At 43.3% G+C, this 15,940-nt stretch carries 15 protein-coding genes; 12 read left to right on the forward strand and 3 right to left on the reverse strand.

Annotated elements, in window-relative coordinates:
- Positions 1 to 77: 77 nt before the first annotated feature.
- Together cgtA and proB are read left to right on the forward strand one after the other, a co-directional pair.
- Complete coding sequence (gene cgtA, locus F899_RS06080) at positions 78 to 1,283, forward strand: Obg family GTPase CgtA (protein ID WP_004894010.1); 1,206 nt, start codon at positions 78 to 80, stop codon at positions 1,281 to 1,283.
- 27 nt (positions 1,284 to 1,310) lie between these two features.
- Positions 1,311 to 2,444: a glutamate 5-kinase gene (gene proB, locus F899_RS06085; RefSeq protein WP_005221476.1), complete on the forward strand. Its 1,134-nt coding sequence runs from the start codon at positions 1,311 to 1,313 to the stop codon at positions 2,442 to 2,444.
- Positions 2,445 to 2,499: 55 nt separating this feature from the next.
- Here proB and F899_RS06090 read toward each other — a convergent pair whose 3' ends face one another.
- Positions 2,500 to 3,096, reverse strand: coding sequence for a phosphatase PAP2 family protein (locus F899_RS06090; protein ID WP_005221477.1), 597 nt, complete (start codon positions 3,094 to 3,096; stop codon positions 2,500 to 2,502).
- A 164-nt stretch (positions 3,097 to 3,260) separates the two neighbouring features.
- On the reverse strand, positions 3,261 to 3,965 hold the full coding sequence (locus tag F899_RS06095; RefSeq protein WP_005221478.1) for an SIMPL domain-containing protein: 705 nt from the start codon (positions 3,963 to 3,965) through the stop codon (positions 3,261 to 3,263).
- Between the two features lie 475 nt (positions 3,966 to 4,440).
- Here F899_RS06095 and F899_RS06100 point away from each other — a divergent pair, with 475 nt between their 5' ends.
- From F899_RS06100 to F899_RS06145, 10 genes are all read left to right on the forward strand, one after another.
- Entirely contained in the window at positions 4,441 to 5,814 is a 1,374-nt protein-coding gene (locus tag F899_RS06100) for a diaminobutyrate--2-oxoglutarate transaminase (RefSeq protein WP_004894020.1), read from the forward strand.
- A gap of 3 nt (positions 5,815 to 5,817) precedes the next feature.
- Positions 5,818 to 7,350, forward strand: a complete 1,533-nt coding sequence (locus F899_RS06105; protein ID WP_004894021.1) for a pyridoxal phosphate-dependent decarboxylase family protein — start codon at positions 5,818 to 5,820, stop codon at positions 7,348 to 7,350.
- Between the two features lie 382 nt (positions 7,351 to 7,732).
- Positions 7,733 to 8,761, forward strand: a complete 1,029-nt coding sequence (locus tag F899_RS06110) for a substrate-binding domain-containing protein (RefSeq protein WP_005221480.1) — start codon at positions 7,733 to 7,735, stop codon at positions 8,759 to 8,761.
- A 99-nt stretch (positions 8,762 to 8,860) separates the two neighbouring features.
- On the forward strand, positions 8,861 to 10,240 hold the full coding sequence (gene pstC / locus F899_RS06115; RefSeq protein WP_005221482.1) for a phosphate ABC transporter permease subunit PstC: 1,380 nt from the start codon (positions 8,861 to 8,863) through the stop codon (positions 10,238 to 10,240).
- The gene (pstA, locus tag F899_RS06120; protein ID WP_005221485.1) at positions 10,240 to 11,631 is read left to right on the forward strand and encodes a phosphate ABC transporter permease PstA; all 1,392 of its coding nucleotides are present in this window, start codon (positions 10,240 to 10,242) and stop codon (positions 11,629 to 11,631) included. The genes pstC and pstA overlap by 1 nt, the downstream gene beginning before the upstream one ends.
- 10 nt (positions 11,632 to 11,641) lie before the next feature.
- Positions 11,642 to 12,556 (forward strand): phosphate ABC transporter ATP-binding protein PstB, encoded by a 915-nt coding sequence (gene pstB, locus F899_RS06125; RefSeq protein WP_004810494.1) that lies wholly within the window; start codon positions 11,642 to 11,644, stop codon positions 12,554 to 12,556.
- 94 nt (positions 12,557 to 12,650) lie between these two features.
- The gene (locus F899_RS06130; RefSeq protein ID WP_005221487.1) at positions 12,651 to 13,364 is read left to right on the forward strand and encodes a hypothetical protein; all 714 of its coding nucleotides are present in this window, start codon (positions 12,651 to 12,653) and stop codon (positions 13,362 to 13,364) included.
- Positions 13,365 to 13,411: 47 nt separating this feature from the next.
- Positions 13,412 to 14,374: a protease SohB gene (sohB, locus tag F899_RS06135; protein WP_004894036.1), complete on the forward strand. Its 963-nt coding sequence runs from the start codon at positions 13,412 to 13,414 to the stop codon at positions 14,372 to 14,374.
- Positions 14,375 to 14,481: 107 nt separating this feature from the next.
- Positions 14,482 to 14,943 carry a hypothetical protein gene (locus F899_RS06140; protein WP_005221490.1) on the forward strand — a complete coding sequence of 154 codons (462 nt, stop codon included), beginning with the start codon at positions 14,482 to 14,484 and terminating at the stop codon, positions 14,941 to 14,943.
- A gap of 27 nt (positions 14,944 to 14,970) precedes the next feature.
- Positions 14,971 to 15,207 (forward strand): hypothetical protein, encoded by a 237-nt coding sequence (locus F899_RS06145; protein ID WP_005221492.1) that lies wholly within the window; start codon positions 14,971 to 14,973, stop codon positions 15,205 to 15,207.
- 64 nt (positions 15,208 to 15,271) lie between these two features.
- Here the strand turns inward: F899_RS06145 and F899_RS06150 are convergent, their stop codons facing one another.
- The gene (locus tag F899_RS06150) at positions 15,272 to 15,913 is read right to left on the reverse strand and encodes a DUF2238 domain-containing protein (protein WP_004894044.1); all 642 of its coding nucleotides are present in this window, start codon (positions 15,911 to 15,913) and stop codon (positions 15,272 to 15,274) included.
- Positions 15,914 to 15,940: the final 27 nt, after the last annotated feature.

Raw genomic sequence — 15,940 nt, forward strand, 5'->3', positions numbered from 1 at the left:
AGTGCATAAATGTAGTCGAGAAATGCTTTAAAATATGGCAGAATAGGCGGTTTTAAAGTTTTTAGAGGATTGGCAATATGCGCTTTGTTGATGAAGCAGTCATTACCGTAGAGGCTGGCGACGGTGGCAATGGCGTAGCCAGTTTTCGCCGTGAAAAGTTCGTACCATTTGGTGGTCCAGATGGTGGTGATGGTGGTCGTGGCGGCAGCATTTATGTTCAGGCTGACGACGACACGAGTACCCTTGTAGATTATCGTTATACCCGTAGATTTCGCGCTGAACGTGGTAAAAACGGTGCTGGCGCAAACTGTGCTGGTCGTGGTGGCGAATCAGTTATTTTAAAAGTTCCTGTAGGAACAACTATTGTAGATAGTGAATCTGGCGACATTATTGGTGACCTGATCGAAGACGGTCAAAAGGTATTGGTTGCTCAAGGTGGTGATGGTGGCTTGGGTAATACCCACTTCAAATCGTCGACTAACCGTTCTCCACGTAAGTGTACCCATGGTGTTAAAGGTGAATTCCGTGAAATCCGTCTGGAGCTAAAAGTGCTTGCAGATGTTGGTTTACTGGGTATGCCTAATGCAGGTAAATCAACCTTTATCCGTGCAGTATCTGCTGCAAAACCGAAAGTGGCAGATTATCCATTTACCACAATGATGCCAAATCTGGGCGTTGTGGATGCGGATCGTTACCGTTCATTTGTGATGGCTGATATTCCAGGTCTGATCGAAGGTGCTGCTGAAGGTGCGGGTCTGGGTATTCGCTTCCTGAAACACCTGGCACGTACACGCATTTTGCTACACATTGTCGATGTACAACCGATTGATGGTTCAGATCCTGCTTACAATGCCAAAGCAATTATTGCAGAGCTCGAGAAATTCTCGCCAACGCTTTCTAAATTGCCTGTGGTATTGGTTCTGAACAAGGTTGACCAGTTAGCAGAAGAAACACGTGACGAATGGTGTAACCATATTCTTGAAGAATTACAGTGGGAAGGCCCTGTCTTTAAAACTTCTGGCTTAACGGCAGAAGGGACGAAAGACGTTGTGTACTACCTGATGGATCAAATCGAACAGCAACGCGAACGTGAAGTTGAAGATCCAGAATATGCAGCAGAAATGAAAGCATTCCGTGATCAGCTGGAAGCTGAAACACGTGAACAAACGATTGCTGCGAAAGAAGCTTATCGTGAAATGCGTCGCGCTCAACGTCTGGGTGGCGATGACTTTGATGATGAAGATGATGACGACAGCGACGTAGAAGTATATTACGTACGTTAATCTTTTAAAGATAAGTCTGAGGACAAGATGATAGAAGTGGTAGATGGGCAACGTCAGCTCAAGGGTTGTAAACGAATCGTTGTTAAAATCGGATCATCTTTACTCACAGCAAACGGGCAAGGTTTAGATTTAGATGCCATCTCGCACTGGGCGGGACAAATCGCAGATCTACACAATGCAGGACACGAGATTATTCTGGTGTCATCAGGTGCTGTGGCTGAAGGTATGGTTCGAATGAAACTAGAGAATCGACCCACCGATCTACCCAGTCTTCAGGCTTGCGCTGCCATTGGTCAGATGGGGCTTATTCATATCTGGTCAAGCGTGCTGGATAAATACCAGATCCAGACTGCTCAGGTACTGTTAACCCATGATGACCTGGCAGATCGTCGCCGCTATCTCAATTCATGTGATGCCTTGCAGCACCTGATTGAATGGCGTGTGATTCCGGTGATTAATGAAAATGACACCGTTTCGACCGATGAAATCCGCTTTGGTGATAATGATACCTTGGCTGCCATGGTGGCAGGTCAGGTGCATGCGGATCTGCTGATTATCCTGACCGATCAGGAAGGCATGTTTGATTCGGACCCACGTTCTAATCCGAATGCCAAACTGTTCCATACCGTACGTGCGATGGATGAGAGTCTGTTTGATATGGCTGGCGGTGGTGGCAAATTTGGTCGTGGCGGCATGCTGACCAAAGTCCGCGCTGCACGTCTGGCTGCGAAGTCGGGTTGTCCAACGCTGATTGCCAGTGGTGACAGTGACTGTGTTTTATCGCGTCTTATGACGGGTGAAATGTTGGGCACTTTATTCATCACTGATGATGATCGTGTTACTGCACATCAGCAATGGCTGGCAGCGCATTTGCAAACGGCAGGTCGTCTGGTGATTGATGATGGTGCTGTTAAGGCCATTAAAGAAAATCACCGCAGTCTGTTACCGGTAGGCGTTAAAGCAGTTGAAGGTCATTTCGAGCGTGGTGATGTGGTGGAATGTGTCGATACACAAGGTCACCGTATTGCGGTCGGACGTGTGAACTTTAGTTCACGTTCAGCTGAGATCGTCAAAGGTCTAGCATCAGACAAAGTGCATCAAGTCCTTGGTGAAGCGCGTTCTTTAGAGATGATTCACCGTAATCATATGGCAATTTACTAAATTATTAAGATTAAAAAAATCCCGCTTTCGAGCGGGATTTTTTATGTCTGGAAATTTACTTCACCCAGCCCATCCGAATAAAAGGCTTAAACAGGAATTGATGAATGCTGAAAATAAAGCTCATGATTTTATTCTCATATTTCCACCAGAGCGGTAAGCCAGCAAGATTGACTGCCAAAGCAATCACGAATGCTCCCATCATATCAATCGGAAAATGTACACCCACATAAACCCGCGACCAAGCTACCAGCCAGGCAGTCCAGAGCAGAAGTCGCCCCAAGTCCCGTTGTGGTGAAAAATAATAGGCAAAGGCAATCCCGCTAAAAATACTCATATGGTTGCTGGGAAAAGAACCTGTGGCTTCATGCTCAATTAAGGTATGACCAATTTCCATGACAAATGGACGAGGCGTATTCAACACAGCAGATAAAACTTCACTTATGAATAAGGTAATCGCAGTGAAGATAAAGGCTTTGATAATCACGGTTTTCACTTCACGATTGCCACGTAGCCAAGCTATGGCAAAGATCAGCAGGAATAAATACACCAAATCATGTGCAATTAGACAGGCATAGTTGATCATCCATATTGAAGCGTGATCAGGTGCATTAAAAAGATGAAACAGATATAAGTTGGGTTGATCAAGGGACATAAGGTAAGAGGATTGATACAAATGTCGGTTACTCTAAACCTATCAAAGTGGTATTTATACCGAAGTATGTATGAATTTGTAGCGTTGATTTTTTAAAGTAACCTCAGGTGATAAAAAACCACCCAAAAGGGTGGTTTTTAAAATCAGAATACTTTTACTAACACTTACTTAAACTGAATCGAACCATTGGCACTCACAGTCATTTTAGACTCACCCGCTGCCATTTCCTGATCTGGAATAGCTGCTTCTGCATAAGCCGCTTTGGCCATTGCCATACGTGGAACCGGTGGGTAGCCTGAATTATTGGTGTTAATATTCATATTTACCAGTTGATATCCAGCTTTGTTCCAAGCCTGAGCCAGGCTTTGTGCACGTTGCTGGAAGTTTTTGGATGCTTCCAGCATCAGCTCATTTTCAACTTTATTACGTTTTGCTTCAGATACTGTAAAGTTAATTGATTCAGTCTGGAAGTTTTGCTGCAATTCGGCAATTAGCTGTGAAGCCGCTTTGAAGTCAGTCGATTCAATACGTACCTGAGCACGAGCTCTCCACTCTCTGAGTTTACGGTTGTCATTGTCATAGACTGGATAAGTGTGTTGTGAACCGGTTTCAATTTTCACACTCGGATATTTCTTTGCGGCATTGATGGCCTGGTTCATGAGTTGATTAATTTGCGCTGCAAGCTCAGCAGGCTGTTTATTGGATTTTTCTACATATAAATTGGCATGCATCAGGTCATTGGAAATATCGCGGCTGGCCTCTGCTGAAATATTAATAATATTATAATTCAGTGGCTCATTTTGGTCTGCAAATGCAGTACTCGCCAAGGTGCCTGCAAGTATAAGGCTGGACAATGCTAGGAGGCGCATATTTTCTTCCTGTTTTTCTTAAAATTAGCCATCTTGGCTGATCCTCAGATATTAAATCTCAATTGTGCTCTTTTTGCGAAATATTTGTGGTAAGAGTGTTAAGTTTTCGATTATTTTTTCTCGAGTTTTAAGTTTTAATTATTTTAAAAATTATATATTTATTAATGTATTATTAAAATCAATGCGAACTTTTCTGAAAGGCTACAAAAAAGTATAAAAGAAGCTGCTTTTCTTTCCTTTGTCACACGTTAAGATGATAATTTAGAGCTTAGACAGGCATGATATTTTTTTTCGATAAATTTTCAGGTAAATTGAGTTGAAAGTTATTTATTTTCCTGAAAAATTCGGTATCATCCGCCTCCTAAGTTAGTTAACTAAGATTATGGCTAACTAAAATCTTATAAAGCACCGAGTCAAAGGACCAAACGTCACCAGACTTATTTCTTTCAACCCATATCAGAGATGGTAATTCGATATGAGCGTTACTTCTGTAAACCCTGCCACCAATTCCACAAACGAATACTACTTGACTCGCCAAAGTCAGATGGAATCGAATGTGCGTAGTTATCCACGTAAATTACCGTTAGCGATAGCGAAAGCACAAGGTTGCTGGGTTACCGATGTTGAAGGTACTGAGTACCTTGATTGTTTAGCTGGGGCAGGGACATTGGCTTTGGGCCATAATCATCCTGCGGTGATTCAAAGTATCCAGGATACGCTTGCAAGCGGTCTCCCACTGCATACCCTGGATCTAACCACTCCTTTAAAAGATGCTTTCACTGAAGCTCTTCTTTCCTACCTTCCAGGTGGTAAAGAAGAATATTGCTTACAGTTCTGTGGCCCATCTGGTGCAGATGCAACAGAAGCAGCGATTAAACTTGCCAAAACCTTTACCGGTCGTAGTTCAGTGATCAGCTTCTCTGGTGGCTATCACGGTATGACGCATGGTGCATTGGCCATGACAGGTAACCTGTCTGCGAAGAATGCCGTGAATGGTTTAATGCCAGGCGTTCAGTTCATGCCTTATCCGCATGAATACCGTTGCCCATTGGGTCTAGGTGGTGAAGCGGGTGTTGACGCTTTAACTTACTTCTTTGAAAACTTCATTGAAGATGTTGAAAGCGGTGTAACGAAGCCAGCAGCTGTGATTCTTGAAGCGATTCAAGGTGAAGGCGGTGTGGTAACAGCACCAGTAAAATGGTTACAGAAAATCCGTGAAGTGACTGAAAAACACAACATCGTATTGATTCTTGATGAAGTTCAAGCGGGCTTTGCACGTTCAGGCAAAATGTTTGCATTTGAACACGCGGGTATCGAACCTGATGTGGTGGTGATGTCTAAAGCCGTGGGTGGTAGCCTGCCACTTGCAGTGCTTGGTATTAAACGTAAGTTCGACGCATGGCAACCTGCTGGCCATACCGGTACATTCCGTGGTAACCAGCTGGCAATGGGTACAGGTCTTGCAACCATCAATACCATTAAAGAGCAAAATCTGGCGCAAAACGCACAAGAACGTGGTGATTTCCTGCAAGCTGAACTGAAAAAGCTAGCTGCTGAATTCCCATGTATCGGTAACGTGCGTGGCCGTGGCTTAATGATCGGTGTTGAAATTGTAGACGAACGTAAACCTGCCGACCATATGGGTTCTTTACCTGCTGATGGTCAATTGGCTGCAGCGATCCAGACTGCTTGTTTCAACAACAAACTGTTGCTTGAGAAAGGTGGTCGTAACGGTACAGTGATCCGTTTGCTTTGCCCATTGATTATTACTCAGGCAGAGTGTGAAGAAGTTCTGGTTCGCTTCAAGAAAGCGGTTGCTGAAGCTTTAGTCGCAGTTCGAGGCGCGTAATTTATGGTAGATTTTGCAGAACATCGTAAAGCGTTACTCTGCAATGATGCTGCATCTATCGCTGACTATGAGTCAGCGATGGACCAGGCGACCGAAGCGGTTGCAGCATGGTTGCAAAATGACAAAATGTACACGGGTGGCAGCATCAAGGAATTGCGTAGCGCAATTGCTTTCAACCCTTCTAAAGATGGTTTGGGTCTTCAAAAGTCTTTAGAGCGTATGGTTGAGCTATTCCTTAACAAAAGCTTGAAAGTACATCACCCTCATTCTCTAGCGCATTTGCACTGTCCAACCATGGTGGCAAGCCAGGTTGCGGAAGTGCTGATCAATGCGACTAACCAATCCATGGACTCTTGGGATCAAAGCCCAGCGGGTTCTTTGATGGAAGTGCAGTTAATCGACTGGCTACGTCAAAAGGTTGGTTATGGTTCAGGTCAGGCGGGTGTATTTACTTCAGGTGGTACACAGTCGAACCTGATGGGTGTATTGCTGGCGCGTGATGCCTGCATCGCGAAAAACTGGAAAGACGAAAACGGCAATCCGTGGTCGGTTCAGCGTGATGGTATCCCTGCGGACGCGATGCGTAACGTCAAAGTCATCTGTTCTGAAAATGCGCACTTCTCTGTGCAAAAGAACATGGCGATGATGGGTATGGGCTTCCAGTCAGTAGTTACTGTTCCTGTAAATGAAAATGCACAGATGGATGTTGATGCTCTGGAAAAAACCATGGCGCATCTTCAGTCTGAAGGCAAAATCGTCGCATGTGTGGTAGCAACCGCAGGTACAACCGATGCGGGCGCGATTGATCCATTGAAAGCAATTCGTGAAATCACCAATAAATATGGCGCGTGGATGCATATCGATGCGGCATGGGGTGGCGCACTGATTCTATCCAATGACTATCGTTCTATGCTGGATGGGATTGAGTTATCTGATTCGATCACATTGGATTTCCACAAGCATTATTTCCAAACGATTTCATGTGGTGCGTTCTTGCTGAAAGATGAAGCGAACTATCGTTTCATGCATTATGAAGCGGAGTATTTAAACTCTGCTTATGATGAAGAGCACGGCGTTCCGAACTTGGTATCGAAGTCACTGCAAACCACGCGTCGTTTCGATGCGTTGAAGTTGTGGATGACGGTTGAAGCCTTGGGTGAAGAGCTTTACGGTTCAATGATTGATCATGGCGTGAAATTGACACGTGAAGTGGCAGATTACATCAAGGCAACGGATGGTCTGGAACTTCTGGTTGAGCCGCAGTTTGCATCAGTATTGTTCCGTGTGGTTCCAGCAGGTTATCCAGCTGAGTTTGTGGATGCCCTGAACCAGAACGTGGCAGATGAACTGTTTGCGCGTGGTGAAGCGAACATTGGTGTAACTAAAGTCGGTCAGGTTCAATCTCTGAAAATGACGACTTTAAGTCCGGTGGCAACACTTGAAAACGTGAAGAACCTGCTGGCACTGGTGCTTGCAGAAGCGGATCGAATCAAGGATTCCATCGCTGACGGTACTTATACACCACCAATTGCATAAGTGATTGTGGTGTGAAAAAGGAGGCCTGTTGGTCTCCTTTTTTTATATTTCAACAAAGATTATTTGTTTCTAGATCAAATTTAAATAGTGGTTATTCATGCATCAAAATTGTGGTAAAAAAAGAAATTCTTTGTAAGAAACACAAAATTTTTTACATATTTTCTTGCTATAAAAATGTCGAAAAAATTCTTAAATAATTTATAATACATTGAAAATAATAAATATTTTTAATTTATTTGGTGCTGTAAGACTTATCATAAAATCTTCATAAATCTGTAACCCGCCTGTCATATTTAAAAATCAAAATACTTGTATCGAAACAAGTACAACACGACAAAAAAAGTGGCGTACTCCAAATTTAAATGATTGTGAGAGATACAGAATGCGCTTTACAAAAATTGCACTTGCACTTGCAGTGATGGGGCTAGGCATGACTGCTGCGAATGCAGCACGCGACACAATTCAAATCGCAGGTTCTTCAACGGTACTTCCATATGCAAGTATTGTAGCTGAAGAATTTGGCAATACTTTCCCGCAGTTTAAAACTCCAGTTGTCGGCTCAGGCGGTTCGTCAGGTGGTTTAAAGCAGTTCTGTAATGGTGTTGGTGATAATACCATCGATATCGCAAACGCATCTCGCCAGATCAAAAGTTCCGAATTGGCAGAATGTAAAAAGAATGGCGTTAACCAGGTACTAGAAATCAAAATCGGTTATGACGGTATTGTCTTTGCATCGAATGCCAAAAAAGCAGCTTATAAACTTCGTCCACAACATGTTTTTGCAGCCTTGGCAGCACAGTTACCAGCCAATGGCAAAATGGTAGCTAACCCGTATACACGCTGGAACCAGATTGACAAGTCACTTCCTAATGAGCCGATCACACTGGTAATTCCTGCTTCGAATCATGGAACACGCGAAGTCTTCCAGGAGAAGATGGTGGATGCAGGTTGTGAAACATATGCTGCAATTAAGTCTTTAGATAAAGATGCCAAAAAGAAAGCCTGTACCACTTTCCGTAAAGATGGTCGTGTTATTGAAATTTCAGGTGACTACACCGAAACACTGGCACGTCTGAAAACCTCTCCAAGTGCAGTTGGTGTATTTGGTCTAGGTTTCTATGACCAGAACCGTGACAAGCTGCGTGTTGCAACAGTTAACAACGTTGCACCATCTGAGCAGACCATCCTGAATGGTTCTTATCCGGTATCTCGCCCATTGTTCTTCTATGTGAAAGGCGAACACCTGAAACCAATCAAAGGTTTGCCACAGTTCACTGAATACTTCCTGAGCAAGAAAGTATCTGGTAAAGGATCGAAACTGGAAAAAGCAGGTTTGATTTCAATGTCTGATAAGGAACGTGTAGCAGTACTTGCTAACTTTAAGGCAGCTAAAGTAGTTGTAGTGAAGTAAGCAAATATTGAAATAGCTGGTGGCTGGAAACGGTCACCGGCTTTTAGTCATAGATAGGTTTTTTAAAAATATGAAGATTGAAAAAACAGTGGAGCATACATGAATCTGCTACTCCTGGGTGTGTTACTGGCGATTATCGCCGTTGCCTATCAGATCGGATTAAGTCGAAGCCAGAAATTGGCAGGCCAAGGCAAAAACACAGCAATGCTGAATTCGCGTCCTGGCTATTATGGCGCCATGGTGGCTTTATGGTGTGGTATTCCTGCATTTTTAATCTTCATGATTTGGAATCTGGTTGAACCTGTGCTCTTGGAACAGCTGGTGCTGAAACACCTGCCACAACAGATGGTCGCAGGCATGGATTCTGCAGCTCTGAGTGTGATCGTGGATCGGGTACAGGCACTGGCTTCCGGTTTTGGCGTTAGTGATATACCACAGGCCTATGAACTGGCTGCAGCAGAGCAGGTGGCACGTATCATGAGCATCAGCAGCTATGCCAAACTGGTGGTGGTGATATCTGTTGCTGTTGCCGGACTGGTTTGGGCCAAAAAACGTATCAGTAATCAGTTGCGTGCACGTCATCAGGTTGAAAAAGTTATCAATATCAGCTTGGCACTCTGTTCTGGTGTTGCCATCCTGACCACACTCGGCATTGTCATGTCGATGTTTGGCGAAGCAATGCGCTTCTTTAGCTTCGTCAGCCCAATTGATTTTTTCTTTGGCACACAATGGAACCCAGGTTTTAGCACTTCAGGCAATGCTGAAGGAAGTTATGGCCTGTTGCCTTTATTGTGGGGCACCTTGATGGTCAGTGGAATCGCCCTGTTGGTAGCAGTTCCATTGGGTCTGATGATTGCGATCTATCTGTCCGAATATGCCTCACCAAAATTCCGTTCATGGGCAAAACCGACTATTGAGGTTCTGGCTGGTATTCCAACCATCGTTTACGGTGTGTTTGCCTTGATGATTCTGGGCCCATTTATTAAAACGCTCGGTGCTATGGTCGGTGTTGATATTAATGCGACCAGTGCCTTAACTGCCGGCTTTGTTATGGGCATCATGATCATTCCATTTGTATCTTCTTTATCAGATGACATTATTACCCAGGTACCACGTGCCTTACGAGACGGTTCACTGGGTCTAGGCGCAACCAAATCTGAAACGATCCGCCAGGTGGTACTACCAGCCGCTTTGCCGGGCATTATCGGTGCCTTCTTGCTAGCAGCATCCCGTGCGATTGGTGAGACCATGATTGTAGTACTGGCAGCAGGTAATAGCCCGCTGTTACATGCTAATCCACTAGAAGCGGTATCAACTGTAACCATTACCATTGTGAACCAGTTAACTGGCGATACTGACTTTGCCAGTCCACAAGCACTGGTTGCGTTTGCATTGGGTCTGACTCTTTTTGTTATTACCTTAGGTTTGAACATTGTCGCACTGTACATCGTGCGTAAATATCGTGAGCAATACGACTAATGAGTACTTCAAATACCACACCTTTAGATCAGCGTATTGATCCATCTGTTAATGCTGAGCTGCGTGAAGAGCGTAAAAAGACCATTCAAAGCTCTCTTGCACGGCGCCATCGCAAAGAAAAAACCTTTCGTATGCTTGGTTTTTCTGCAGTATTGGCGGGTCTGTTCTTTGTCGTATTGCTGTTCGGTAGTATCTTGGCCAAAGGCTTGCCGGCATTCTGGCAAAGCAGTATGAGCCTGCCTATCCATTTCGATCCGGCAATTGTCAATATTGGTCCACAACCCAAACAGACTGCCGGCGAGTCTCCTGCACAGTTTGAACAGCGTATGGTGGATTGGCAGATGCAGGCTGGCATGGTCGACTGGGATGCCCTGATCATTAACGGTATGATTGCCAAAGACAGCAAGCTGGAAAACCAGCGTGATGAACTGGGTTATTTATATACCAGTTCAGAAGCCTATCGTCTGCGTGACATGGTGCTGAACAATCCAAGTCTAGTCGGGAAAACCCAGGAAGTTAAAATTTTGGCCGACGCCAATGTTGATGTATGGCTTGCAGGTAATATTGACCGTGACCTGCCAGATGAGCAGCAACAGCTAAGTCCTGAAGTCCGCCAGATTGCTGATGACATGAAAGCTTCAGGCGTGATCGAAAACGGCTTCAATACCAATATCTTTACCAATCCGGACTCTCGTAGTTCGCCTGCAACCTCTGGTTTGGCAGGTGCATTCATGGGCTCGCTGTTCATGATGTTGATCGTGATCTTTATCTCGATTCCAATCGGTGTAGCTTCAGCCATCTATCTGGAAGAGTTTGCACCAAAAAACTGGATCACCGATGTCATTGAAGTCAACATCAATAACTTGGCAGCCGTTCCGTCTATTGTTTTCGGTCTACTTGGTGCAGCGATCTTCATCGGCTGGATGCATTTACCACTTTCAGCGCCATTAGTCGGTGGTCTGGTACTTAGTCTGATGACTTTGCCAACCGTGATTATTACCACACGAGCTTCTCTAAAAGCTGTGCCACCATCAATTCGTCAGGCAGCCTTAGGCTTGGGTGCCTCACGTTTACAGACTGTATTCCATCATATTTTACCACTCGCACTACCAGGTATTTTGACCGGAGCGATTATTGGTGTCGCACAGGCACTTGGCGAAACCGCACCACTGTTATTGATCGGGATGAGCGCCTTTGTTGCTAGCGTACCGGCAACGCCACTAGATCAATCGACTGCTTTGCCTGTACAGATTTTCCTGTGGCAGGGTAATGAATTGCGTAACTTCTTCGAAGGTCGTACTGCTGCCGCCATTATTGTTCTCCTTGTCATGATGATTGGCTTAAACAGCTTAGCCATCTGGTTACGCAAGAAGTTTGAAGTCCGTTGGTAAGGAGAAAATAATGAAAACAATGAATATTTCAAACTATTTAAAAAAGGATCTATCCATGAACCTCCAGCAAAATAAATTTATTGCAGATGCCGCTGCAACCAAGCCCCTGATTTCATATAATTCTCAGTTCGAGACCCAAGCTGAAAATAAGAAAAAAGACAAGACGGGTAATGTCAAGCTGAGCGCGCAGGATGTACATGTTTACTATGGTGAACTCGAAGCGATCAAAGGTATTGACCTGAACATTTATGAAAATGAAGTGATCGCCTTTATTGGTCCATCGGGTTGCGGTAAATCGACTTTCCTGCGCGCTCTTAACCGGATGAACGACACCATTGATGGTTGCCGTATGACAGGTAAAGTTTTGCTGGATCATCAGGATATTTATGATCCTAATCTGGATGTAGTATTGCTACGTGCGCAGGTTGGCATGGTATTTCAGAAACCAAACCCATTTCCAAAATCTATTTTTGACAATGTGGCCTATGGTCCAAAACTGCATGGTCTGGCTCGCGATAGATATGATCTGGAAGAAATTGTCGAGAATAGTTTACGTAAGGCCGGATTGTGGAATGAAGTAAAGGACCGACTGAATCAGCCGGGAACAACTTTATCTGGTGGTCAGCAGCAACGTCTCTGCATCGCGCGAACCATTGCGGTAAGCCCGGATGTCATCCTGATGGATGAACCATGTTCAGCGCTGGATCCGATTGCGACAGCAAAAGTGGAAGAGCTGATCTCCGAACTTTCTACCCAATATACGATTGCTATTGTGACTCACTCAATGCAGCAGGCGGCACGCGTGTCAGATCGAACAGCATACTTCCATTTAGGCGATCTAATTGAAGTGAATTCGACAGAAAAAGTCTTTAGCCAGCCGGATCATCAGTTGACAGAAGCATACATTACTGGTCGTTTTGGTTAATACACATTTAAAAAATATTTTAAAACAGAATCTTAGGATTCTGTTTTTTTGTTATGCTGTATGTAATTTTTTAAAATTATAAAATTAAATTGAGATGCGTAATTATAATTTGACCAAAAAAGAAGGCAAGGTCGTTGCTGAAACACAGCAAGCGCTCTATCGAGCATTATTCGGTTCAGTGAATTTTCCAAGAAATCTAAGCATCTTTCTGGTTGGTATTAGTCTTTTTATGGCGACTTTGGTTCTGCATGAAGGGTGGTTTCCCACTTCACAAAGCCAAGGTATGAGCAATTATCATCGTTGGTTATATGATGTTTATGTGACGGTTTCCATATTCATTGTACCTTTAATCTATCTGCGTTTTAAGCAGCTCGAAGGCTCTGTCGCTTTCCGAAGAAAATGGAACGCATACATTCGAGCTTATGCGCAGTATCAGTTCAAATTAAAACAAGTGGTAGAAAGTGTAGATAATGACAGGTCTGGTCAGCAAAAGTTAAATGACTCAATGACTCGGCATTTTTTGAAACATCCATGGTTTCAATATCTAATGATTGGTGTGGTGATTTATGGTTGTATTGCAATGTATATTTGGGTCACACCATTCACGAGTAGCCGAGGATCGAGCTTCTGGATTCTCGCATGGTGGCCGATTAATGCTGTTATTATCGGGATGCTTTACTATATACAATTTCCGTTAATGCTACGGTGGTTATCAATTGCAAAAATACAAGAACAATATGGAATTTTGCAACTAAGAGCAGTGCGAGAGAATTCAGTCAATAATATGGTTGAAAAAATACCAAATTGACCTAATCTAAGGTTTATAGACCGAATTAAACTGAGAATAGATTTTATATGTTATTTCATACTCCGAAACTACCGGCTGAAATCCGTATCAGTCACCTAAATGCGCGTATTAATGAACAACGAAAAAAAATTGCGCAAACCACTGCCTCTAAGCTGGAGCTATTGCAGTTAAGTCAGCAACTGGCAAAAGAAGCACGTGCCCGTAAAAAAACCAATGAAAAAATCTACGTGCTCGATTTTAAAGGAGATACTGCTGCTTCTGCAGTTGAACAGTTACGTGAAGAAATTACCCTGATTCTGGCAACAGCAAAAGCTGGACGCGACCGTGTAATCGTACGCTTGGAAAGTCCCGGTGGTATGGTACATGGCTATGGTCTGGCAGCTGCCCAACTGGTGCGATTACGTGAAGCAGGATTCCATTTGACGATTTGCGTCGATAAAGTCGCTGCTAGCGGTGGCTATATGATGGCATGTATTGCCAGCGAAATTATTTCTGCCCCGTTTGCGATTGTGGGTTCAATTGGTGTAGTTGCTCAAGTACCGAACTTTAACCGTCTGTTAAAAGACAACAAAATTGACTTTGAACTGTTTACGGCAGGTGAGTACAAACGTACCGTAACCATGTTCGGTGAAAATACTGAAGAAGGTAAAGCCAAGTTTGAAGAAGAAATTCAGCAAACGCATGCGCTGTTTAAGCATTTTGTGGAAAAGTATCGTCCGCAACTCAATGTTGAAAAAGTGGCAACAGGTGAGCACTGGTATGGTCAGGATGCGCTGGATCTGAATCTGGTGGATAAGCTGCAAACATCGGATGAGTACGTATTGGGTTTATTGCCTCAGCATGATGTATATACGATCAATACGCGTAAGAAACCAACTTTAGGTGAAAAACTGGGTTTGCAGGCAGCACAAATTGCTGACTCTCTAATTCCTGCTGTAATGAACAAAGTAGTCGACACGCTGACGAAAGCCAATTCAAATCTGGTTCAGATGCGTGATCCGAAACTTTAATTTATTTCCCTGTAGAGGATATGGAAAGCTCACTTGGTGGGCTTTTTTATTTTTGAAATCAAATCATTATGATATAAGTGAAGTACTTTAATTGAGTCTAGGCTCATATGCTCACGTTCATTTTATTATTGGGATTCTTTAGCATCGTGTTTATTCCGATGTTATGTATGCTCTATGCTGAAGCCAAATTCATAAATAATGATTCGAAGAAGATTCTGTTTTGGCTGAGCTTCCTACCCGGTGCTTGTATTTTTCTGCTGTATGGTGTTTTAAAGCCAAATAATCCACCCGTTACTCCATCGAAAGAATGTGGTGTGGTGCAGTCTTATCAGGTATATAAAACTCGAGGTGGAACTCAGCATGAAAGCGTAATCATTCGCTTCAATGGTGCCAAGTATAGTCGTTATTTATATTTCGATAAGGATTCTGAGAAAATGCCGAAAGGGCAAAGGGTCTGTTTTGAGTATTTAGATAAGTTTAAATACCCACACTTGTCAAAATCTAAGTTTGTTAAATGGATTGACCCCACTGAAATGCCGACCATCACTGAAGCTAATCAGATAAAATAAAGCATATTTTACTGTTAGAGCAGAAACATGGCTGTCGCTGAAGCATATCTTGCAACGCAAAACTGTTATTTTAATTACGAGTTTGAAGAATTGAATTTGGATGATTTTCCTGAGGAGTTATCTGTGTCACTGCGTGGCATGATGTTCCGCCATGAAATTCAATATCCTAATGCAATCTATTTCATTTATTACAGCGAGATATTGACGGGGAGTGAATTGCAAAAAATGAAAGATGATTGGAAGCGATATTGCCCACTTCCATAATTGAAAAATAGGAAGGTAATTAAATCCATGATTCAAAACTTTAATTCATGATGATCTAAAAAGCTCACTTTAATGAGCTTTTTTTATTTTGTGAAATCAGCATCAGTGCACCCGTAAACATCGACCCAACTGTTGCTAAAAACATATCTTTATGTGCATCCCACATGTCGCCTTGCTGACCATTATAACTTTCTGCCTGTTCAGGGGATAAGCCAATCGCAATCAGCCATTCGATCCATTCATAAATCAGGCTGGTTGCCATGACAAATTGAATGACTAACAAGAAAACTGTGAATGGTTTTTGCTGCGGCAGCCAGACCTGAAACAGCCGGTAAAATACCGGGTAGAGTAGAAGGCCAAAAGCCAGGTGTACAAAACGGTCAAACATGTTGCGTGACCAGCCTATGGCAGCATTCAGGTCAAAGCCAAAGAGTGTCTGAGTCCATTCATTATAAGGTACATAAGAATACAGATAATGTGCAGCAACCACATGAATCAGCAGAAAAGCCAGATAGAGGTTGAAACTGAAGAAGCTCAATCCGATTTTATACAGGCACAAGATCAACATAACGATCATAAAAACCGTACCTGTTTGATGGAGCAGATAAGATTCCATTTCTAAAGGATGAATACTGGCAAAGATAATCGCAATTGCCAAAATCCCTAAACTAACAAAATGTTTGCTGCTTAATCGATGATCCATCATCTATTTCTATATCATTTTTCTTAAAGT

The sequence above is a fragment of the Acinetobacter sp. CIP 101934 genome (assembly GCF_000369585.1).
In the GTDB taxonomy this organism is placed as follows: domain Bacteria; phylum Pseudomonadota; class Gammaproteobacteria; order Pseudomonadales; family Moraxellaceae; genus Acinetobacter; species Acinetobacter schindleri.